Source organism: Arthrobacter sp. 2YAF22_2, assembly GCF_052114645.1.
GTDB lineage: Bacteria > Actinomycetota > Actinomycetes > Actinomycetales > Micrococcaceae > Arthrobacter.
Genome location: NZ_JBFRFD010000007.1, coordinates 1 through 21,427, shown reverse-complemented (window position 1 = coordinate 21,427; position 21,427 = coordinate 1). Strand labels below are relative to the sequence as shown.

Annotated in this window: 15 protein-coding genes and 1 rRNA gene; 3 read left to right on the top strand and 13 right to left on the bottom strand. The window is 66.9% G+C overall.

Going from position 1 to position 21,427, the window contains the following annotated elements; genetic code table 11:
• From AB4Y86_RS00855 to AB4Y86_RS00840, 4 genes are all read right to left on the bottom strand, one after another.
• A 16S ribosomal RNA gene (locus AB4Y86_RS00855) occupies window positions 1-226 on the bottom strand; the annotation flags it as partial.
• A 487-nt stretch (window positions 227-713) separates the two neighbouring features.
• Entirely contained in the window at window positions 714-4,409 is a 3,696-nt protein-coding gene (locus AB4Y86_RS00850) for a 1,4-alpha-glucan branching enzyme (protein WP_441399483.1), read from the bottom strand.
• A 1-nt stretch (window position 4,410) separates the two neighbouring features.
• Entirely contained in the window at window positions 4,411-6,204 is a 1,794-nt protein-coding gene (gene treS, locus AB4Y86_RS00845; RefSeq protein ID WP_441399481.1) for a maltose alpha-D-glucosyltransferase, read from the bottom strand.
• Window positions 6,201-8,282: an alpha-1,4-glucan--maltose-1-phosphate maltosyltransferase gene (locus AB4Y86_RS00840; RefSeq protein ID WP_441399479.1), complete on the bottom strand. Its 2,082-nt coding sequence runs from the start codon at window positions 8,280-8,282 to the stop codon at window positions 6,201-6,203. Before AB4Y86_RS00840 ends, treS begins: the two co-directional genes overlap by 4 nt.
• A gap of 142 nt (window positions 8,283-8,424) precedes the next feature.
• On the opposite strand from AB4Y86_RS00840, the gene glgP reads away from it, so the two are divergent.
• Window positions 8,425-11,043 carry an alpha-glucan family phosphorylase gene (gene glgP / locus AB4Y86_RS00835; protein WP_441399478.1) on the top strand — a complete coding sequence of 873 codons (2,619 nt, stop codon included), beginning with the start codon at window positions 8,425-8,427 and terminating at the stop codon, window positions 11,041-11,043.
• A gap of 349 nt (window positions 11,044-11,392) precedes the next feature.
• Here glgP and AB4Y86_RS00830 read toward each other — a convergent pair whose 3' ends face one another.
• Genes AB4Y86_RS00830 through glgX form a run of 3 tightly spaced genes read right to left on the bottom strand, consistent with a single transcriptional unit; the run spans window position 11,393 to window position 14,357 of the window.
• The gene (locus tag AB4Y86_RS00830; protein WP_441399476.1) at window positions 11,393-11,749 is read right to left on the bottom strand and encodes a barstar family protein; all 357 of its coding nucleotides are present in this window, start codon (window positions 11,747-11,749) and stop codon (window positions 11,393-11,395) included.
• 6 nt (window positions 11,750-11,755) lie between these two features.
• Window positions 11,756-12,217: a ribonuclease domain-containing protein gene (locus AB4Y86_RS00825; RefSeq protein ID WP_441399475.1), complete on the bottom strand. Its 462-nt coding sequence runs from the start codon at window positions 12,215-12,217 to the stop codon at window positions 11,756-11,758.
• 28 nt (window positions 12,218-12,245) lie between these two features.
• Window positions 12,246-14,357 carry a glycogen debranching protein GlgX gene (gene glgX, locus AB4Y86_RS00820; protein WP_441399474.1) on the bottom strand — a complete coding sequence of 704 codons (2,112 nt, stop codon included), beginning with the start codon at window positions 14,355-14,357 and terminating at the stop codon, window positions 12,246-12,248.
• A gap of 118 nt (window positions 14,358-14,475) precedes the next feature.
• Here glgX and AB4Y86_RS00815 point away from each other — a divergent pair, with 118 nt between their 5' ends.
• Window positions 14,476-15,282 (top strand): carbon-nitrogen hydrolase family protein, encoded by an 807-nt coding sequence (locus AB4Y86_RS00815; RefSeq protein WP_441399473.1) that lies wholly within the window; start codon window positions 14,476-14,478, stop codon window positions 15,280-15,282.
• Between the two features lie 142 nt (window positions 15,283-15,424).
• Here the strand turns inward: AB4Y86_RS00815 and rlmB are convergent, their stop codons facing one another.
• From rlmB to AB4Y86_RS00785, 6 genes are all read right to left on the bottom strand, one after another.
• Window positions 15,425-16,417, bottom strand: coding sequence for a 23S rRNA (guanosine(2251)-2'-O)-methyltransferase RlmB (gene rlmB, locus AB4Y86_RS00810; RefSeq protein ID WP_441399471.1), 993 nt, complete (start codon window positions 16,415-16,417; stop codon window positions 15,425-15,427).
• 147 nt (window positions 16,418-16,564) lie between these two features.
• Entirely contained in the window at window positions 16,565-18,037 is a 1,473-nt protein-coding gene (gene cysS / locus AB4Y86_RS00805; protein WP_441399470.1) for a cysteine--tRNA ligase, read from the bottom strand.
• Window positions 18,038-18,078: 41 nt separating this feature from the next.
• Entirely contained in the window at window positions 18,079-18,432 is a 354-nt protein-coding gene (locus AB4Y86_RS00800; protein ID WP_441399469.1) for a hypothetical protein, read from the bottom strand.
• A 136-nt stretch (window positions 18,433-18,568) separates the two neighbouring features.
• Window positions 18,569-19,054: a 2-C-methyl-D-erythritol 2,4-cyclodiphosphate synthase gene (gene ispF, locus AB4Y86_RS00795; protein WP_441399484.1), complete on the bottom strand. Its 486-nt coding sequence runs from the start codon at window positions 19,052-19,054 to the stop codon at window positions 18,569-18,571.
• A 26-nt stretch (window positions 19,055-19,080) separates the two neighbouring features.
• Window positions 19,081-19,899, bottom strand: a complete 819-nt coding sequence (ispD, locus tag AB4Y86_RS00790; protein WP_441399468.1) for a 2-C-methyl-D-erythritol 4-phosphate cytidylyltransferase — start codon at window positions 19,897-19,899, stop codon at window positions 19,081-19,083.
• Between the two features lie 158 nt (window positions 19,900-20,057).
• Window positions 20,058-20,540: a CarD family transcriptional regulator gene (locus AB4Y86_RS00785; protein WP_441399467.1), complete on the bottom strand. Its 483-nt coding sequence runs from the start codon at window positions 20,538-20,540 to the stop codon at window positions 20,058-20,060.
• 382 nt (window positions 20,541-20,922) lie between these two features.
• Here AB4Y86_RS00785 and AB4Y86_RS00780 point away from each other — a divergent pair.
• The coding region (locus AB4Y86_RS00780) for a hypothetical protein (RefSeq protein ID WP_441399465.1) at window positions 20,923-21,427 on the top strand (505 nt) is incomplete at its 3' end.

Below are 21,427 nucleotides of genomic sequence, written 5' to 3'. Positions count from 1 at the left end.
ATCCAAAACCACAAAAAGCTTTCCACCCCCCACCATGCGATGAGGAGTCATATCCGGTATTAGACCCAGTTTCCCAGGCTTATCCCAGAGTTAAGGGCAGGTTACTCACGTGTTACTCACCCGTTCGCCACTAATCCCCGGTGCAAGCACCGGATCATCGTTCGACTTGCATGTGTTAAGCACGCCGCCAGCGTTCATCCTGAGCCAGGATCAAACTCTCCGTTGAAGWAAAACAGACACACCATGCRCCCCCGGGAAAACGGGAAGCACACAATGCACAAAATTTGAAACCAGCCAAAAACACCAGACCACACCACGGGGTGGCRGGTCCGGCAAATTCAACCAATTCAATACAATAAATTGGTATCAACAAACTTGGCACACTATTGAGTTCTCAAACAACAGACACACCCGGCACCACCACAACCCCACAGGGCCGCGGATCGCTCCGGAGCAACTTTTCAAACTTACCCGCGTGCTTCACCCTAGTCAAATCAGCGTTTCCGACTCAGTGTTCCCGTGGGCTTCGTGGTCTTCTTAGCGGATCAACTCCGGGGAGCAGCGCGGAAATAAACTCTACCACCACTTGGGCCGGCTGACAAAGCGGCCCCTGGAAGCGCCCCTGCGACCCCTTATCGGGTCCGTCCGGCGGGCACAAACGAAAGGCCCGGAACCGCCGGGGTTCCGGGCCCTCCCTGGTCCTCGGGCCGCTCCTAGCCGATGGCCTTGAAGTACGCGGCGCCCAGCGGAGGCAGCGTTACGGTGAGCGTGGCCGGTTGGCCGTCAATGCCCTCGTCGGACGCTGTCAGGGGTCCCTCGTTCAGCACGCCGGAACCGCCGTAGTTTGCGGCATCGGTGTTTAACACTTCCTGCCACTGGCCCGATGCCGGGACTCCCAAGCGGAAGTCGGTGTGCGGGCCGCCGGAGAAGTTCAGCGCGCAGACCAGCGGAGTGCCGGCGGCATCGCGCCGGATGAAGGTCAAGACGTTCCGGTCGGAGTCGCCGCCGTTGATCCACTGGAAGCCGTCGGGATCGTTATCCCGTTCATACAGGGCCGGGGTGGAACTGTAGAGCTCGTTGAGGTCCTTGGTGAGGAGCTGAATGCCCCGGTGCGCGGGGATGTCGGCCAGCCACCAGTCCAAGCCGTACTGTTCGGACCATTCCGCTTCTTGGCCGAACTCTGTGCCCATGAAGATTAACTGCTTGCCGGGGTGGGCCCACTGGTAGCCCAGGAAGGCGCGCAGGTTGGCCAGCTGTTTCCAGCGGTCGCCGGGCATCTTGCGCAGCATCGAGCCCTTGCCGTGCACCACCTCGTCGTGGCTGATCGGCAGCAGGAAGTTCTCCGTGTAGGCGTAGACCATCGAGAAGGTCACGGTGCCGTGGTGCCATTTCCGGTTGTACGGGTCCTCGGCCATGTACTTGAGCGAGTCGTGCATCCAACCCATGTTCCACTTGATGCCGAAGCCTAGGCCGCCTTGGCTGGTGGGGGCGGTGACCCCGGGGAAGGCGGTCGATTCCTCGGCGATCATGACCGCGCCGGGGTGCGTCTTGTAGACCGTGGCGTTGACTTCCTGCAGGAAGGAGATCGCTTCGAGGTTCTCCCGGCCGCCGAAGCGGTTGGGCTGCCACTGGCCCTCTTCGCGGGAGTAGTCGAGGTACAGCATCGAAGCCACGGCGTCGACGCGCAGGCCGTCGATGTGGAATTCGTCCAGCCAGTAGAGCGCATTGGCAACCAGGAAGTTGCGGACCTCGCGTCGGCCGAAGTCGAAGATCAGGGTGCCCCAGTCCGGGTGCTCTCCGAGGTTTGGGTCCGAGTGCTCGTACAGCGGCCCGCCGTCGAAGCGGGCCAGCGCCCACTCGTCCTTGGGGAAGTGCGCCGGGACCCAGTCCAGCAGCACGCCGATGCCCGCCTGGTGCAGTTCGTCCACGAGGTGCCGGAACTCGTCGGGGTGCCCGAAGCGCGAGGTCGGCGCGAAGTACGACGTGACCTGATAGCCCCAGGAGCCGCCGAAGGGGTGTTCGGCGACAGGCATGAACTCCACATGCGTGAAGCCGAGCCACTTCACGTATTCGACGAGCTCCTTGGCCAGTTGGCGGTAGTCGAGTCCGACCCGCCACGAACCCAGGTGGACTTCATAGACACTCATCGGGGAGTTGTGCGGATCCCGGGCGGCGCGCGCCTCCATCCATTCGGTGTCTTTGAAGGCGTATGAGGGCTCCACGACCCGGGAAGCGGTCAGCGGCGGGACTTCCGTGCCGAAAGCGAGCGGATCGGCTTTCTCCACCCAGTAGCCATGCCTGGTCTTGATCTCGAACTTGTAGCACGCCCCTGCCACAACGCCGGGGATGAACAGCTCCCATACCCCCGAGGAGCCGAGTGAGCGCATGGCGAATTCCCGGCCGTCCCAGCCGTTGAAGTCGCCCTTGACCCGCACGGCCTCGGCATTCGGCGCCCACACGGCAAAGGAAACGCCGTCGACGTCGCCGAGCGCCGACTTGTAATGCTGGACGTGCGCGCCCAGGACATCCCAGAGGCGCTCGTGCCGGCCTTCGCCAATCAGGTGCAGGTCGATCTCGCCCACGGTCGGCAGGTAACGGTACGGTTCGTCCGTCCGCTGCGGGGCCTGCCCTTCATAGGTAACCTCAAGCCGGTAGTCCGGGACATGGCCCTCGTCCATGGGCTCCAGCACGGCCACCCAGACGCCGCCGGATTCGTGCGACATCGGAACGCTGCCTGCCGCGGTCACCACGGAAACGGCCTCCGCCAGGTGCTTCACGGTGCGGATGGTCACGTGGCCGTGGTCGTCAAGGTGGGCACCCAGGACCGAGTGCGGCGCGTGATGCTCTCCGGCGCCGACCCGCGCAAGGGTTTCCCCATCCACGGGCATCGGGACGCCGGGTCGATCGGTACGTGCTGAACCTGTCATTTTGTTACCTTCCGCTGCGGCTTCGGCGGGAACGCCGGAGCCTGTACTGCCGAGGAGACTGCGGGACGCGTTCACGGGAATGGCTAGCCAGTCCGGCCTGTTCCGCAGTTCGTAAATAACTTCATAGAGAGCCTTGTCGAGCCACAACGCGACGAACAGGGGCGAGTCGCGGTCGACGCTGCCGGGCGTGACCTCCGCATAGCCGGCCAGGAAAGCCACGGCGCAGTCGTCCACCCAGTCCGCGGGGACGACGGCGCCGTCGTACTCACGGACCGCTGCGCCGGCTGCGTAGTCGAAGGACCGCAACATGCCGACGACGTCGCGCAGCGGCACGTCCGGGAAGTTGCGTTCGGAGATCGGCCGCAACGGTTCACCCTCAAAGTCCAGGATTGCCCAGCGCGCCGGGGTCCCTGCCGCGCCTGGGACCTGCAGGATCTGGCCCAGGTGCAGGTCTCCGTGGATCCGCTGAAGCGGCCCCGCACCGTTGCCTTCGAGGCGCGCCAAGAGCGCCTCCAGTTCATCGTCGAAGGGCCCGACGGCGGCGCCGGCTTCGGCCCACGACTGCCGGACCCGCCGGGCGACGGCGGGCGCGATGTCGCCGCCCGGCACCTTCTCGGCGGCAGTGCCCAACGCTTCGGCCAGCCGGCGGTGCACCGTGGCCGTCGCGACACCCAGGGCGCGCGCCTCGGCACTGAAGTCGGTTCCCGTGCTGGCAGCATCGACTGCCAGGCGCCAAGCGTCACGGCCGCCGGCGAGAAATTCATGGGCGACGGCAAGCTCGCCGCGGGCCGCGGGGGCGGCCTCCGGGGTGTCGTTGGACGGGGCCGTCCATTCGCCGGTGACCCAGCCCAAGGTGGCCGGCACCTCGACGGTCCGGGCCGAGGTCAGCGCCGCCCCGATCTCCACCTCCGGATTCTGCCCCGCGGAAAGCACCCGGAAGAACTTCAGGATCGCGGCCGAGTCGCCGTCGTCGACAATCACCGACGTGTTGGACTGTTCGCCGGAGAGCACCCGGACCTTGCCGGTGGCGAAGGGCAGCCGGTAGTCCGATTCCACCAGGTGGCCGGCGGCGGCACCGTCGGCCGTGGCGGCCCGGGCGCGCATCAACTCCAGCCAGGCCGCGATGAACGCCGGGTCGTGGACGCCGTCGTAGATCCAGCCGTGGATCGGGTCGGCGCCTTCCGCGGGAATTTCCCCGAGCAGGGCGGCTCCGGCGCCCGCCAGCGGCAGCGGGCGGGAACTGAGCGGCACCTGGACGACGTCGGTGCGGTCGCCGTCCGCCGTCGGATACGTGACGGCGAGCAGCAGCACCTCGAGCCCGGCCCCGGCCTCCGGAAGCCCGGCGCCCGGGCCGCCCGCGAGGTGCACCCGGCCCACCGGTGCGAAGCTGAACCGGGCACTTTTGACGGGGAACCAGCGCTGGCGCGGCAACCAGCCGCGGAGCAGGGCGTCCAGCGCGGGGGCGAGAGTCGACCGGGTCATGTCAGCCCTCAAGGGACAGGATAGGCATCGCCTGGGTGAACGGCGACGCCGGGTTGGAGGTGGCCGACCGGACCCGCAGCCAGAAGAAATCGTGGCTGCCCAAGGTGAGCGTCAGCGTCCCGTCGTCGGCAATGGCCGGGAAGGCCTGGCCGCCGAAGACGTCGCGCAGGCCCCGGCCGGCGTACTGCGGGACCCGTAGCGTGGTGGCCACCGGGTGCTGGGACAGGTTGAAGGCGCACAGGATGCTCTCCGGATCCTCGCCCGCGGAATTTCCCGCCGGCAGTTCCCGCAGGTAGGCCAGGACGACGTCGTGGTCCGCCTCCACGTGCTGGAACGAGCCCAACCCGAAGGCGGGGTGGTTCTTGCGGACACTGAGGATCTGCCGCGTCCAGCGCAGCAGCGAACCTGAATGGGCGGCCTCCGCCTCGACATTGGCCATGCTGTAGTTATAGACCAGCGACTGGATCACCGGGAGGTAAAGCTTGCCCGGGTCAGCGTGGGAGAACCCGGCGTTCCGGTCCGGGTTCCATTGCATCGGGGTGCGGACCGCATCGCGGTCCTCGAGCCAGATGTTGTCACCCATGCCGATCTCGTCGCCGTAGTACAGGAACGGGCTCCCCGGCAACGACAGCAGCAGCGCGTTGATGAGTTCGATTTCGGAGCGGGAGTTGTCCAGCAGCGGGGCCAGCCGGCGGCGGATGCCGATGTTGGCGCGCATCCGCGGATCCGGCGCGTACCAGCCAAGCATCGCCGCGCGCTCATCAGCCGTGACCATTTCCAGCGTCAGTTCGTCGTGGTTGCGCAGGAACGTGCCCCACTGGGCGCCCTGGGGAATGTCCGGGGTGTCCTTCATGGTCTCGATGATGGGGGCGGCCTTCTGGTCACGCAGCGCGTAGTACAGCCGCGGCATGATCGGGAAATGGAACGCCATGTGGCATTCCGGCTCCTCTTCCGTGCCAAAGTACTCGACCACTTCGGCCGGCGGCTGGTTGGCCTCGGCGATGATCACACGGCCCGGGTAACTTTCATCGACCATCTTGCGCATCTGGCGCAGGAACTCGTGGGTCTGCGGCAGGTTCTCGCAGTTGGTGCCTTCCTCTTCGAAGAGGTACGGGATGGCGTCCGCGCGGAAGCCGTCGATGCCTTGGTCCAGCCAGAAGCGCACGACGTCGAAAAGGGCGTCGACGACCTTGGGATTTTCAAAGTTCAAATCCGGCTGGTGGCTGAAGAACCGGTGCCAGAAGAACTGCCTCCGGATCGGGTCGAAGGTCCAGTTGGACTCCTCCGTGTCCACGAAGATGATGCGGGCGTCCTGGTATTTCTCGTCCGTATCGCTCCACACGTAGAAATCCCCGAACGGGCCGTCCGGGTCCTTGCGCGATTCCTGGAACCAAGGGTGCTGGTCCGAGGTGTGGTTCAGCGGCAGGTCGATGATGACCCGGACGCCGCGGGCATGGGCCTCGGCAACGAGCCGCTTGAAATCGCTGATGGTGCCGAATTCGTCCAGCACGGAATTGTAATCCGAGATGTCGTAGCCGCCGTCCCGCAGCGGTGACTGGAAGAAGGGCGGCAGCCAGAGGCAGTCGACGCCGAGCCACTGCAGGTAGTCGAGCTTCTCGATCAGGCCGTGGAAGTCGCCGGACCCGTCGCCGTTGCCGTCCGCGAAACCCCGCACGAGGACCTCGTAGAAGACCGCCTTGCGGTACCAGAGAGGATCGTGCTGGAGGCCGGGCGCGTTCAGTTCGAAATTCCCCTTCGGTGTGAACTGGCTGGGATTGCTCGGGCTAAAACTCACGGGCGGTGCCTCCGGACGCTAAGGATGTGGGCGGGTTCGACGTGTGCGTCTAAGCGTACGTAGTTGTATTCGCCCCATTCCCAGCTTTCGCCGCTTAGCAGGTCCTCGACGACGAAGCCGCCGTTGTGCGTCAGGTCGTCCGGCGCCAGCTCCAGGGCCGCCAGGTCCAGGGATACCGTGCTTTCCCGGGTGCTGTGCGGATCCAAGTTGACCACGAAGATCAGGGTGTCCTTGGTGCCGTCCGGGAGCGTCTTGTGCTTCGAGTAGACAATCGTGGCGTCGTCGGTGCTGGAGTGCACAGTCAGGTTCTGCAAATCCCCGAGGGCCGGGTGCGCGTGCCGGATGGCGTTGAGGCGGGTCAGGTACGGAGCCAGGGTCCGTCCGGATTCCGTGGCCGCTTCCCAGTCGCGGGCCTTGTACTCGAACTTTTCGTTGTCGATGTACTCCTCCGCGCCGGGCCGGGCCACGTGTTCGTACAGCTCGTAGCCGGCGTAAACACCCCAGCTGGGGCTGGCGGTGGCGGCGAGCGTGGCGCGGATCTTGAAGGCCGCGGGGCCGCCGTACTGCAGGTACTCGGTGAGGATGTCCGGGGTGTTGACGAAGAAGTTCGGCCGGAAGTAGGCGGGCGACTCGTGGCTGACCTCCTGGAAGTACTCCTCGAGTTCCTCCTTGGTGTTGCGCCAGGTGAAGTAGGTGTAGGACTGCTGGAATCCGGCCCGGCCGAGCGCGTGCATCATGGCCGGCCGGGTGAACGCCTCCGCGAGGAAGACGACGTCGGGGTTCTTCTTGTTGACCTTGGCGATCAGCCATTCCCAGAACCACACCGGCTTGGTGTGCGGGTTGTCCACGCGGAAGATTTTCACCCCGTGGCTGATCCAGAGCTGGACGATCCGCAGGATTTCGTTGGACAGACCGGCGGGGTCGTTGTCGAAGTTGAGCGGGAAAATATCCTGGTACTTCTTCGGCGGGTTTTCGGCGTAGGCGATGCTGCCGTCCACCCGGGTGGTGAACCATTCGGGATGGCTCTGCACCCACGGGTGGTCCGGGGCGGCCTGCAGCGCGAGGTCCAGGGCCACTTCCAGCCCCAGCTCGCCGGCCCGGGCTACAAAGGCGTCGAAGTCCGCGAAGGTGCCGAGGTCCGGGTGGATGGCGTCGTGGCCGCCTTCCTTCGCACCGATCGCCCACGGGGAGCCGGGATCGTGCGGGCCGGCCAGCAGGGTGTTGTTCGGTCCCTTGCGGTGCTGCGTGCCAATCGGGTGGATCGGCGGCATGTAGATGATGTCGAAGCCCATCGCCGCGACGGCGTCCAGGCGCATCGCGGCGGTGCGGAACGTCCCGGACGTCCATTCGCCGGTCTCGTGGTTGCGGACCGCGCCCTCGGAACGCGGGAAGAACTCATACCAGGCGCCGCGGCCGGCGAGTTCCCGCTCCACCAGCAGCGGGTAGGGCTCGGAGACGGTCACCAGGTCCCGGATCGGCTGCCGGGCGACGACGGCGGCCACGTCGGTGCTGAAACCGGCGGCAAGCCGTTCCTCCGGGGTTTTCGTGCCGTCCAGCAGGCCCACGACGGCGATCCGCAGCGTCCGCCGGTCGGCGGAGGGGCGGGTGGCCTCCTCCGACGCCTCGGTCAGCAGCGCGGCGCCCTCGGCCAGCATCAGCTCGACGTCGATGCCCGCCTCGACCTTGACCTCCGCGTTGTGGTGCCAGGTGCCGTAGCGGTCATGCCAGGCCTCGATAACGAAAGACCACCGGCCGGTGCCGGAGGGGGTGAGCCGGCCCTCCCAGCGGTCGGTGCCGGCCCCACGGTCCCCGCGCGGAGGGGCCAGGCGGACGCGCTGCCGCTCCTTCCCCCGCGGGTCCAGGAGCACGGCGCTGACGCCGAGGAGGTCGTGGCCCTCACGGAATGCGGTGGCGCCCACCACAATGCTCTCGCCCACAACGGCCTTGGCTGGGAACTTTCCGTCTTCGACCGCAGGCTGCACGGCGGTGATCGGAAATCTGCCGAATTTGAGCCCCTCCGTGATCAGGGCCTTCGGCTTTTGCTTGGACACGGCACTGGTTCGCGAGTTAGTCGTCACAGGCTCGACGTTATCTACAAATCGCGGAGATTGCTAAGGGTGCTCAGTTTTTTCGGGTCGATTCCCGAAGGCCACACGACATTTACCGGAAAGAAACCCAATGCAGTTCCGGGGCCCTGTGTTGTCCGTTAGTGTTTCGCAGGTGAAGGCTATCCGCAGATTTACCGTCCGAACTGTTCTTCCCGAATCGATCCGGCCTCTGGCCAGGCTCGCCACCAACCTTCGCTGGTCGTGGCACCTGCCCACCCGGCAGCTGTTCGAGCAGCTGAACCCGGCGGTCTGGGCCGAAAGTGAACACGATCCGGTGACGTTCCTGGGCCTGGTCAGCCGGGAGGAACTGCAGCGCCTCGCCGCGGACCAGGACGTGGTGGGCCGGGTCCACGCCGCGGCCCAGGACCTGGACCGCTACCTGGAACAACCCCGCTGGTACCAGGGCCTCGGCGAGGACGCACCCCGCTGCATCGCGTATTTCTCGCCCGAGTTCGGCATCACCGAGGTCCTGCCGCAGTACTCCGGCGGCCTCGGCATCCTGGCCGGCGACCACCTGAAGGCGGCCTCGGATCTCGGCGTCCCGCTGATCGGCGTCGGTCTGCTCTACCAGGCGGGCTACTTCAAGCAGTCGCTGTCCCGCGACGCTTGGCAGCAGGAAACCTACCCCGTCCTGGACCCCGACGGCCTGCCGCTGACCCTGCTCCGTGAGGCCTCCCCGGACAACAACGGCCGGCCCGTCCAGATTTCGCTTCCGCTGCCCAACGGCCGCCGCCTGCTGGCCCATGTCTGGCGGGCCGACGTCGGGCGTGTCCCGCTGCTGCTGCTGGACTCCAACGTGGCGGGGAATGACGACRCGGCGCGCGGCATCACGGACCGCCTTTATGGCGGCGGCGGCGACCACCGGCTCCAGCAGGAGCTCCTGCTGGGCATGGGGGGGGTCAAGGCGCTGCGGGCCTTCCAACGGCTGACGGGCGTCCCCGCCCCGGAGGTGTTCCACACCAACGAAGGCCACGCCGGCTTCCTGGGCGTCGAACGCATCCAGGAGTTGATGTCCGGGGAGAGCCCGCTCAGCTGGGACGAGGCCCTGACCGCGGGCCGCGCCTCCACCGTGTTCACCACCCACACGCCCGTGCCGGCCGGCATTGACCGCTTCGAGACCTCGCAGATCGAGCACTTTTTCGCCGCCGGGCTGGCTCCCGATGTTCCGACCGCGAAGATCCTGGACCTGGGCCGGGAGGATTACGCGGACGGCAACCCGTTTGTCTTCAACATGGCCGTGATGGGGCTGCGGCTGGCGCAACGCGCCAACGGTGTGGCCAAGCTGCACGGGGTGGTCTCCCGGGGCATGTTCTCCGCGCTCTGGCCGGGGTTCGATCACGCCGAGGTGCCCATCACCTCAGTCACCAACGGCGTCCACGTGCCCACCTGGGTGGACCCCCGGGTGACCGAGCTGGCCCGCGAGCAGTTCGGCCCCGACGCCGAGGCGCAGGGCCGCTGGGACCTGGCCTACAACGTCAGCGACGAAGCCGTGTGGGCGCTGCGCCGCGAAATGCGCGTCTCCCTGGTCGAGGACGTCCGGCACCGGCTCCGGGCCGCCTGGAAAAAGCGCGGCGCGGCCGACGCCGAGCTGTCCTGGACGGACTCGGTCCTGGATCCGGATATCCTGACCATCGGCTTCGCGCGGCGGGTGCCGACCTACAAGCGGCTGACCCTGATGCTGCGGGATCCGGCACGGCTCAAGGCCCTGCTGCTGCACAAGACACACCCGATCCAGCTGGTGATTGCGGGCAAATCGCACCCGGCCGACGACGCGGGCAAGAAAATGATCCAGGACCTGGTCCGCTTCACCGACGATCCCGAGGTCCGGCACCGGATCGCGTTCCTGCCCAACTACGACATCGCCATGGCCCGGACCCTGTTCCCCGGCTGCGACGTGTGGCTCAACAACCCGCTCCGCCCGCTTGAGGCGTGCGGGACSTCCGGSATGAAGGCGGCCCTCAACGGCTCCCTCAACCTCTCCGTGCTGGACGGCTGGTGGGACGAAATGTACGACGGCGAGAACGGCTGGGCGATCCCGACGGCGAACAACGACGCGTCCCCCGACGAACGCGACGACATCGAAGCCTCGGCCCTGTACGAGCTCCTGGAAACGCAGGTGGCGCCGAAGTTCTACGGCCTCACAGTCTCCGCGGGGGCGGGTGCTGCCGGCCCCTCGCAGTCGGGGCCGCAGGAGGTGCCCACGCACTGGGTCTCGATGATCAAGCACACCCTGGCGCACCTGGGTCCCGCCGTGTCCGCGGACCGGATGCTGCAGGATTACGTCAACGTCCTCTACCGGCCCGCCGCGATCGCCGGCCGGCACGCTTCGGCGGACAACTTTGCCGAAGCGAAGGCCCTAGCCGCCTGGTGCACCCGGATCCGCGCCGGCTGGCCCCAGATCCAGGTGGAACACGTGGACTCCGTAGGTGTCTCCGAGGACCCGCAGATCGGCGACTACCTGCAGGTCAACGCCTACGTGGCGCTCAGCTCGCTGCGCCCCGAGGATGTTTCAGTCGAGGTGGCCTACGGCCGGGCCGAGGACAGCGACGAACTGGCCGACGTCACCGTGGCGGACTTGCAGTCCGTGGAGGACCTCGGCAAGGGCCGCTACCTGTTCAGCGGCACGCTCGTGATCGACCGTTCTGGATCCTTCGGTTACACCGTCCGGGTGCTGCCGAAGCATGAAGGCTTGGCGTCCAAGGCCGAACTGGGCCTGATCGTCAACGCTTAACGCCGCCCGCAACCGGTCATCCTACGCGTGCTCGCTCGTTCCTCCCCACCGTCTCCCTAACCTCGCAAGCTCGGCCAGGGAACCCTGACGGCGGGGGCCCTGCTGAGACGCATGCTTCCGGATAACCGGCTTGCGGGGCGCCCTTGTGCTTGTTAAGAGGCAGATGGCGATGACGGCTAGGTCCTTGCCGGCGTAGGGTTCGGCGGCGCCGTCGGCCGTCCGGGGGCACATTGAAACGGACACGCCGCGGCGTAGTGGGCGAACGCCCAGGTCGGCCGTCAAAGTGCCCCCGGACTGCTGAGACGCCGACGGCGGGGCGGGAGACGGGACTGGCGGTCCGTTTCCTGGGTCAGAGGCAGACGGCGATGACGGCGAGGTCCTTCCCGGCGTACCGTTCGGCGTCCTGGAGGATCTCGCAGACGACGCCGAAGGAGCGGTCCGCCCGGAATGGGGCCGAGACCTGCCAGATGACTGTGGCGGGGGCCTGGCCGTCCTCGGTGACGGTGTCGGCGAAGTCGTTCAGCGAATCGTTGAGGGCGTCCAGGTTCAGGCCGTAATGCTCGGGGAAAGCCAAGGCTTCGCCAAAAGCCTGCAGCACGCCCTTCTTGGAGTCCGCGGCAGGGATCAGCAGGGGCCGCCGTCCGGCGTCGTTCACCTGTGCCCGCAGTTCTTCGAGGGTCCAGGTGTCGGCGGAAAGAATTTTCATGGGCTCCTACTTGCTTTCGGCGATGAATTTGAACGATGCATAGTGGTCGGCGGTGTAATATTTTTCCCCGCCCGTGCCCACCACGATTCGGCGGGCGCCCCGGTCCGACTCCCCCGGCGTGACGACGGTGAACTCGCGGTAATACCCCGACGATTTCTGCGGGAGGACTTTTTCGAAATTCCCAAACGGGACGTTGTCGCGGGAGTACGGGTACGGGCCTCCTTTGGTGATCAGGTCCAGCGTCCGTCGCGCCTCGGCCGGCAGGTCGGACGCGTTGACTTCCGCCAGTCTGGAGGGGTTGACGACGCCGGCCAGCGGCGTTCTGGGTGTCCCTGAGCTTTGGGCGGCACTGGTCCGGCCGGTCTCCGGCGGCGCAGTTCCGGGCTGCGGCGTTCCGAGGAGCACGAAAGCCAGCACCACCAACCCCAGCAGCACGGCGAGCAGCGCTGTCAGCCGCTGGATCTTCATTCGTGCTCCCCTGCCCGGTGCCGGCCCGCTACGCGCGGTAGATGCTGATGCTGTTGGCTTGGATCACGTCCCGCTCACCGGATGATATGCGAGTACCTTGGCGTCTGTCGTGCAGTTCCGAGGTGGTCAGCCGGAGCTCGAACAGCCGGTTGGCGCCGCCGTCGTCGTCGGGGATAACGGGCAGGGTGACCTTGACGTCCCGGGCGCCGCCGTTGACCACGACGAGGCCGTTCACGTAGCCGTCCTCGGACCCCAGCAGGAGCTGGACCACGCGGTGGCCGGGATCCTGCCAGCGGTCGCCGGACATCGGCTCGCCGTGGACGTCGAACCAGTGGAAGTAGGACTGCTGGTCCCGCGCCGGGTAGTCGTGCGGCTGGCCGGCGAGGAACTCCTTGCGCAGCCGGATCACGCGTTTGGTGCTGCGCAGCATGGAGTGCGATTCCGGGGTGCTGGTCCAGTCGATCCAGGTGAGCGGGTTGTCCTGGCAATACGCGTTGTTGTTGCCTTGCTGGCTGCGGCCGATCTCGTCCCCGGCGGTGATCATCGGCACGCCCTGGGAGATCATCAGGGAAGCCATCAAGTTGCGGCTGGTCTGTGCCCGCCTCGCCAGGACCTCTTCGTCTTCGGTGCGGCCCTCAAACCCGTGGTTGTAACTGCGGTTGTCGCTGTGGCCGTCGCGGTTCTGCTCCCCGTTGGCCTCGTTGTGCTTGCGGTCGTAGGAGACCAGATCCGCCAGGGTGAAGCCGTCGTGTGCGGTGATGAGATTGACCGAGGCCAGCCGGCCCCGCCCCGAAGGGGCGAACAGGCTCGCAGAACCGGACAACGCGTCTGCGAGGCGCGCCACCGAACCGCCCTCGCCGCCGGCGTCGATCGCGGCACGGTCGGCCAGCCAAAACGTCCGAACGGCGTCCCGGAAATGGTCGTTCCAGTCCACCCAGCCCGCGGGGAAGCGGCCCGTCTGCCACCCCCCGTAGCCGACGTCCCAGGGTTCGGCGATGAGCTTTGTTTCGGACAGCACCGGATCCGCGGCAATCGCCACCAGAAAGGGGTGCCGCGGGTCGAACTCGTTGGCGGCGTTGCGGCACAGCGTGACGGCGAGGTCGAAGCGGAAGCCGTCGATGTGGAATTCGTTCACCCAGTAGCGCAGCGAGTCGAGCACCAGCTGCACCACCCGGGGCTCGCCGAAGTTCAGGCTGTTGCCGCAGCCGGTGGTGTCCAGGTACTTTCCGTGGCCGTCGTGGCGGTAGTACTCCAGTTCGCCGAGGCCGCGGAAGTTCAGCGTGGGACCGTCCGTCCCGCCTTCTGCGGTGTGGTTGTAGACGACGTCGAGGATCACTTCGAGCCCGGCCGCGTGCAGCAGCTTGACCATGCCCTTGAACTCATCCTGCACGGCGTGCGGGCCCGCGTCCTGGGCCGCCTGGGTGGCGTAGCCAGGGTGCGGCGCGAAAAACGCCGCCGTGTTGTAGCCCCAGTAAYTGGTCAGGCCCAGGTCCTGCAGGTGTGCCTCATCCACGTGGAAATGGACGGGAAGCAGCTGGACGGCCGTGGCGCCAAGCGAGAGGAGGTGCTCGACCATGGCCGGGTGCGCCATGCCCGCGTAGGTGCCTTGGAGGTGCTCGGGAATGTCCGGATGCAGCATGGTCTGGCCGCGGACATGGGCCTCGTAGATGATGGTGTTGCGCCAGGAGGTGTGCGGCGCCTGGTCCGCCCCCCAGTCGAAGTCACCGGCCATCCTGACGTTGGTGATGAAGTCGTCGCGTTCGTCTATGCCCCGGCCGTACGGGTCCAGCAGCAGCGGCTGCACGCCGTCGGCGTCGAAGTCCACCGTGGGCATCGGGAGCGGCAGGGCGTCCAACTGCGCAGCGCGCAGGCCGTAGCGCGAGCCGGCGGGCAGCCCCTCGACTATGCCGTGGTGCACCCCGTCCGTGACGTTGGGCAGGGTTTCCAGCTGCCAGCTTCCGCCGGGGGTCAGGTAGGCGATGTCCAGGGCGGCCACCCCCGGGGCATAGACTGCGACGTTCGCGAAGCCGCCCCGAGGATCGTCCGTCGCCGGGGAGCCCGTCCGGGGGACGCTGACACCCAGCGGAAAAGGCCGCGAGGCATCCACGGTGGTGGCGGAATCTATATAGGGGTTGACCATCGCTTAAAGCTTAGCCGGGGAAGACAAATGGTCGCCGATTCGCGTCTTCGCGTCGGGCACGGGCGGCGCAGGGTCGAGGACCGGCATACTGGGTGGAGTCGCTGAACTGGAGGTTATTGTGCGCATAGCACTTGCTCAAATCATCACCGGCCGCGAGCTGGAGCGGAATCTGGACCTCGTCCGGGACTACGCCCGCCAGGCGAAAACCGGGGGTGCCGACCTGGTGGTCTTCCCTGAAGCGACCATGCGCGCATTCGGGAACTCACTGCTGGACGTCGCCGAACCCCTGGACGGCCCCTGGGCCTCACAGGTCCGCGCCGTCGCCGCAGAAGAGGGCATCATCATTGTCGCCGGCATGTTCACCCCGGGCGGCTCGGGTGCTGGCACCCGCAAGGTCCGCAACACTCTCCTCGCCACCGGCCCCGGAGTGGACGCCAGCTACGACAAGATCCACCTCTACGATGCCTTCGGCTTCGCCGAATCGGACACCGTGGACGCCGGCACCCAGCCCGCAACGTTCGACGCCGGCGGAGTCACCTTCGGCCTGGCGACCTGCTACGACATCCGCTTCCCGGACCTGTTTACGGAAAACGCGGAGCGCGGAGCGCAGGTCAACATTGTCTGCGCCTCCTGGGCCGCCGGGCCGGGCAAGGTCGACCAGTGGAAGCTGCTGTCCCGGGCCCGCGCCGTGGACTCCACCACCTTCGTCCTGGCGTGCGGCCAAGGCGATCCCGCCAGCCTTGGCCTCGAGGGGACGGGCTCCGCTCCCACCGGCGTGGGGCACTCCGTCGTCGTCTCCCCCTTCGGCGAAGTCCTCCAGGAGCTCGACGGCGCCCCCGGACTCCTGTTCGCGGACCTTGACCCCGCCGTCGTCGAGGACGCCCGCACCAAACTCCCGGTCCTCGCCAACCGCCACAAGTTCTAGAGGACGCTCCCGCACATCCGGCGACACAAAACGAAACGCTCCCGCACGGGTGCGGGAGCGTCTCGTTCTCTACCACCAAAGGTGCGGGAGCGTCTCCCTGAAAACGGTCAGAGGTGCGGGAGCGTCCCGAGGGGTCAGAGGGTTACTTGGCGGCGCGCTGGCGGGAGATCTCGTAGAGCGAGATGCCGACGGCCATCGAGGCGTTCAGCGATTCCATCGCGGAGTCGATCGGGATGGAGACGATCTGGTCGCAGTTTTCKCGGACCARCCGGCTCAGTCCCTTGCCCTCGGACCCGACGACGATGCAGACCGGTTCGGTGGCCAGGGCGAGGTCCGGCAGCGAGACGTCGCCGTCGCCGTCCAGGCCCAGCACGTAGATGCCCATGTTCTTGAAGGCCTTGAGCGTGCTGTTGAGGTTGGCGGYGCGGGCCACGGGGACGCGGACGGCGGCGCCGGCGCTGGTCTTCCAGGCCGAGGCGGTGACGCCCACGGAGCGGCGTTCCGGCACGATCACGCCGTGGCCGCTGAASGCSGAGACGGAGCGGATGATCGCGCCCAGGTTGCGCGGGTCCGTGATGCCGTCGAGGGCGACGAAGAGCGGCGCGTTGGCGACGTGGCCCTTCTTCCAGCTCTCGAGGGTCTCCTCGGCCAGGTCGAAGGCGTCCTGGTATTCGTACGGCGGGATCTGCAGCACGAGGCCCTGGTGGATCGCGTCGTCGGTCATCCGGTCCAGTTCGGGCTTGCCGGTTTCGAGCAGCGGGATGCCGCGTTCGGCCGCAAGCTTCAGCGACTCCTTCACGCGGTCGTCCATCTCGATGCGGATAGCAACGTGCAGGGCCTTGGCGGGGATGCCGGCACGAAGGGCCTCGACCACGGAGTTGCGGCCGGTCACGACTTCCTCGGTGGCACGGCCCTTGGGACCCGAGCGGGCGCCGGCGTTGCGGGCACCGGTGCCCGGACCGCGCTTGGCGGCCGAGCGGTCCGCGAGCTGCTTGTTCTTGTGGGCCTTGTGGTAGGGGCGGTCTTCCGCCTTGGGCGTCGGACCCTTGCCTTCCAGGGCCTTGCGGCCGTGGCCTCCGGTCCCGACCGTGGGGCCCTTCTTCAATTTGACCGAGCGGCGACCGTTGTTGGCCATGAGTTTCACCCTTTTAACTACGCGATTCGTTGATAAGTCTGAACTCCAGTCTACTGACTCGAGTTAAGTCCTCGACCGCAGGGTCCTCCGCAACGTCTCCGGCCACGTCTCCCGCCCGCCGGCTCCGTCCTGCCGCGGCAGACCGGTTCAGCCGCGCTTGAGGCTCCAGCTTGCGCCGTCCGCGCCGTCCTCGACGACGACGCCGGCCGCCGCCAGGGTGTCCCGGATGGCGTCCGACGCGGCCCAGTCCTTGGTGGCGCGGGCCTGGGCCCGGGCAGCGAGCTGGGCTTCGACCAGCACGTCCAGGGCAGCCGATTCCCGGGCGTCTGCTGCCGGGCCGGACGCCACGGCGTTCAGGCCCAGCACGCGCAGCATGTCATGAAGATCGTGCAGCGCCTGCCGCGCATCCTCCAGCCGCCCCTCGGTCAGGGCAGTGTTGCCGGTCCGCACCGTTTCGTGGACAACCGCCAGGGCCTGGGGCACGTTGAGGTCGTCATCCATGGCACGCTCGAAAGGCTCCGGCACCTTGCCGTACGTGAAGAGGGTGTGGCTGCCTCCGGCGGACACGGCCTCCGGGGACAGGGCCCGAACCGCGCGGCTGATGAACCCGTCGATGCGTTCGACGGCGGCGGCGGCCTCCTCCAGCGACGTGGGACGGTAGTCCAGCACGGACCGGTATTGGGCTTGCCCCAGGTAGTAGCGGACCACCCGCGGCGATGCGAGCGCCAGCATCTCCGAAGGGCTGATGGTGTTGCCGATCGACTTGGACATCTTCTCGCCCGCATAGGTGACCATGCCGTTGTGCATCCAGAAGTTCGCAAACCCGTGGCCGGCGGCCTGCGACTGCGCCATCTCGTTCTCGTGGTGCGGGAAGCGCAGGTCCAGTCCGCCGCCGTGGATGTCGAACTCGGTACCGAGGTATTTGCCTGCCATCGCGGAGCACTCCAGGTGCCAGCCTGGCCGGCCGGCACCCCACGGCGAGGCCCAGCTCGCCGTCGTCGGCTCGCCTTCCTTGTGGCCCTTCCAGAGCGCGAAGTCGCGGGAATCCTTCTTCCCTCTGGGGTCCGCATCCGCCGCGCCCTGCATATCGTCGATGTTCTGGCGCGTCAGGGACCCGTATTTGGACCACGAGCGCACGTCGAAGTAGACGTCGCCGGAGTCGTCGAGGGCGGGATACGCGTGGCCGCGGTCGATCAACGTGGCGATCAGGGCGTGCATCTCGGGGATGTGCCCGGTGGCGCGCGGTTCGTAGGTGGGGCGGGAGACGCCCAGGGCGTCGTAGGCCTTGAGGAATTCCTGCTCGTACCGGTAGGCCAGTGCCCACCATTCCTCGTTCCGGACGGTCCCCGGCTCGTCGGCGAAGTCCCCCGCGAACGATTCCGCGGATTTGGCGAGAATCTTGTCGTCGATATCGGTGACGTTGCGGACCACTGTCACCCGGAAGCCCCGGTACTCCAGCCAGCGCGTGAGCTGGTCAAAGGCGATGGCGGAGCGGAGGTGCCCGACATGCGGCATGCCCTGGACCGTGGCACCGCAGTAGTACAGGCTCACCTTGCCAGGAACCACGGGAACGAAGTCGCGGACTTCGGCGGATGCAGTGTCGTAAAAGCGCAGGGTCACCGCTCCAGATTAGCCGATGGCCGGCGGCCGGACCTGCGGTCCTATTTGCAGTGCTGGCCGATCTTGTCCAGCTGCTGCCTGAGCTGGGTGAGCTGGTCTGGGGTCTGGGTGCCGGTGGAGCTCGCGGCCACCTGCTTCATGATGTCCGACATCTGCTGGATGGGCTCCGCGACCTCCGGGGCCACCTTGTTCGCGACGTCCTGGTAGTGCTGGCTGATCTGGGCGGCCTTTTCCTTGTCGCTTCCTTGGGGCACGAACGTATCGGTATTGAGGAACTTGCAGCTTTCGTCCACGCTCATCCGCGGCGTGGTCGTCGCCGGCGGCGTCGCGGGGCCGGCGCATCCCGCCAGCAGCGCTCCGGTAAGGACGACGACGGCGGACAGCAGCTTTTTCACGGGAGGTCTCCTGACGGGCCGGAGGATGTTTCCTTAAGCGTAGGCCCGAATTCCCGGACCGGCTGAGCCGGCTTGGCTCAGCCGGCTCAGCTCGCCGGGTTGGCTCAGCTTGCCGGGTTGGCTCAGCTTGCTTGGCTCAGCTTGCCGGGTAAACCAGGGCCGTGGCCGTTGCCGCGATGCCTTCGCCGCGGCCGGTGAACCCGAGACCGTCGCTGGTGGTGGCAGAGACACTCACGGGCGCGCCGGCCGCGTCGCTGAGGACCCGCTGGGACTCTTCGCGGCGCGGACCGAACTTGGGCCGGTTTGCCACGAACTGGACGGCGATGTTGCCGATCTCGAAGCCCCCGGCGCGGACGATCCTGGCCGCTTCGGCCAGCAGCGTAACGCCCGAGGCCCCGGCATATTCGGGGCGGTCGGTGCCGAAGTGCGTGCCGAGATCCCCGAGCCCGCATGCGGAGAACAACGCGTCGGCGGCGGCGTGAGCCACCGGGTCGCCGTCGGAATGGCCGGCGAGTCCACGCTCGCCGGCCCAGTGCAGGCCGCCGAGCCACAGCGGCTGCGGCGCGTCCTCGGGTGCGTAGGCGTGGACATCGATGCCGATTCCGGTCCTGGGGATGGGCATACGGTCCGGCCGGGATGCGTCCATGTTTAGCCCTCCACCCAGCGCGCCCCGAGCGGTCCTTCGAGGAGTCCCTCGGCCAGGATGAGGTCAAGCGGCGTGGTGATCTTCAGGGACTGGCTGGCGCCGCGCACGGCGTGGACCGGGAAGCCCAGCAGTTCCACCAGCATCGCGTCGTCCGTGACGGCGGCTGCCTGTGCGCCGTCGAATCCTGCCGCCGCCTCATGGGCGCCCCGCAGGGTCGCGAGGTCGAAGCCCTGGGGGGTTTGGACGGCGCGCAGCATTTCGCGCGGCGCCGTGCCGGTGACGATCTCCGGGGCGATGTCGGCGTCGTCGCCGAAGGTGGGATCCACCGTCTTGATGGTGTCAACCACCGGGATCACGGGGATCACGGCAACGGCACCGGCCGTGAGGGCGGCGGCGACCCGGTGGAAGACGGATTCCGGGGCGAGCGCACGGGCGGCGTCGTGGACCAGGACGAATTGGGTGCCCGGGGCGAGAGCCGAAAGTGCTGCGCGCACGGAGTCGGCGCGGCTGGCCCCGCCGTCGACGATGGTCACGGCGGGGAGCAGCCCGTCGTCCCCCGGCGCGGCAGTCGCGGCGTGCTCGGCCTGCAGTTCCGCCGCGAACGCCTCGCACTGGGCCCGGAGGTCGATGTCGCCCGGCGGGATAGCCACGCAAATCTGCCGGGCAATGCCCGCTGCGGCCACGCCCCGCAGGGCGTGCGTGAGGATGCTGTCCCCGCCCAGCGGCACCTTCGCCTTCGGCATGCCGTAGCCCAGGCGTTGGCCGGATCCGGCCGCGACGAGGATGACCGCGGTGACGTGAGCTGTCGATGCAGTGTTCATGCGGACAAGACTACGTCGCGGCGCCCGGCCGCGGCCCAAGTAGCTCGCAGTAGTTGTCCTTTTGAGCCCTCAAAACGACAACAAGTGCGAGTCAGTTGGGCTGATTTTGGGCAAAAAGAAGCCCGGCAGCCGTTACGCCGCCGGGGTTCGATTCTTAGCTAGGAAGCCAGGACCTCGTCGAGAACGCTGGCGGCCTTCTCTTCATCAGTCTTTTCCGCCAGTGCCAGTTCTGAAATCAGAATCTGGCGGGCYTTGGCCAGCATGCGCTTCTCTCCTGCGGACAGRCCCCGGTCATGATCACGGCGCCACAGGTCGCGGACGACCTCTGCCACCTTGATGACATCACCGGAAGCAAGCTTCTCCAGGTTTGCCTTGTAACGACGCGACCAGTTGGTGGGCTCCTCAGTGAACTCGGCGCGCAGCACATCGAACACGTGCTCCAAACCTTCCTTGCCCACTACGTCCCGGACCCCAACAAGGTCAACGTTCTCTGCTGGAACTTCAATGGTYAGATCACCCTGAGCCACCTTGAGCTTGAGATACATYTTCTCTTCGCCCTTGAYRGTGCGCATCTTGATTTCTTCAATTTTTGCTGCACCGTGGTGAGGGTAAACTACTGTCTCGCCGACCTCAAAAACCATGTGGACATTCCCCTTTCCCGCAGACCAGTTTATCACGATTAAGGCATATGACTGCCATGGTTCTCGGCCCAAAACCGCGCAAATCCGCGGAAAATGAGCCGAATCGACCCTCCAAAACCCTTGACGGATGCGGATAATAGTGCATTGGGCACCCTCTGCCAAGGGGCTACTGACTCGAAGGAAGGCACTCCGACGGCAGGCCGCGCAACAGACCCCGCGGCGGGCCCCGCAACGCACCGGAGCGGTCGACGCCGGGCGGCCGCGGCAATGCTGCGCGTTGCCTGTGCGCGGCGTTATGTCCCCGGCGGAATCCGCGTTTGACTGTTATTGCCGATAGGCTATGGCCTGAATAATGTTTCAAGACTCTCAAGGAGTGCGTGACGTGCGTTTCACTGCGATGACCCGGGGCCGGCGCGGCAAGCTGGCAATGGCAACGGCCGCGCTTGGCATTGGCCTGCTGTCGGTGACGGCTTGCGGCTACATCAACCCCCAGCAGACCTCCGTGCAGTACTCTGCGTCGGACGGAACGCGCACGGACCTGGGCCCGCTCCAGCTCCGCAACATGATGGTCGTGTCGGACGGCGAGAACAAGCCCGGCCGCGTGATCGGCGCCGTGTACAACACCTCGTCCAAGGATGCGCTGCTCACGATCAACGGGGCCAGCGGTTCCTCGGCCCAGGTTCCGGTCAAGAAGAACTCATATGTCCTGCTGAACGACAGCACGGCGCCCGCAGTCCTCAGCACCACCGGCGGCAAGCCCGGATCAGTGGTGGAGGTGACGATCCGCGAGGACGCCACCAACCTGAACGCCAAGTTCAAGATGCCGGTCCTGGACGGCACGATCACCGACTACAAGCAGTACCTGCCCACCGCCGAGCACCGCCGAG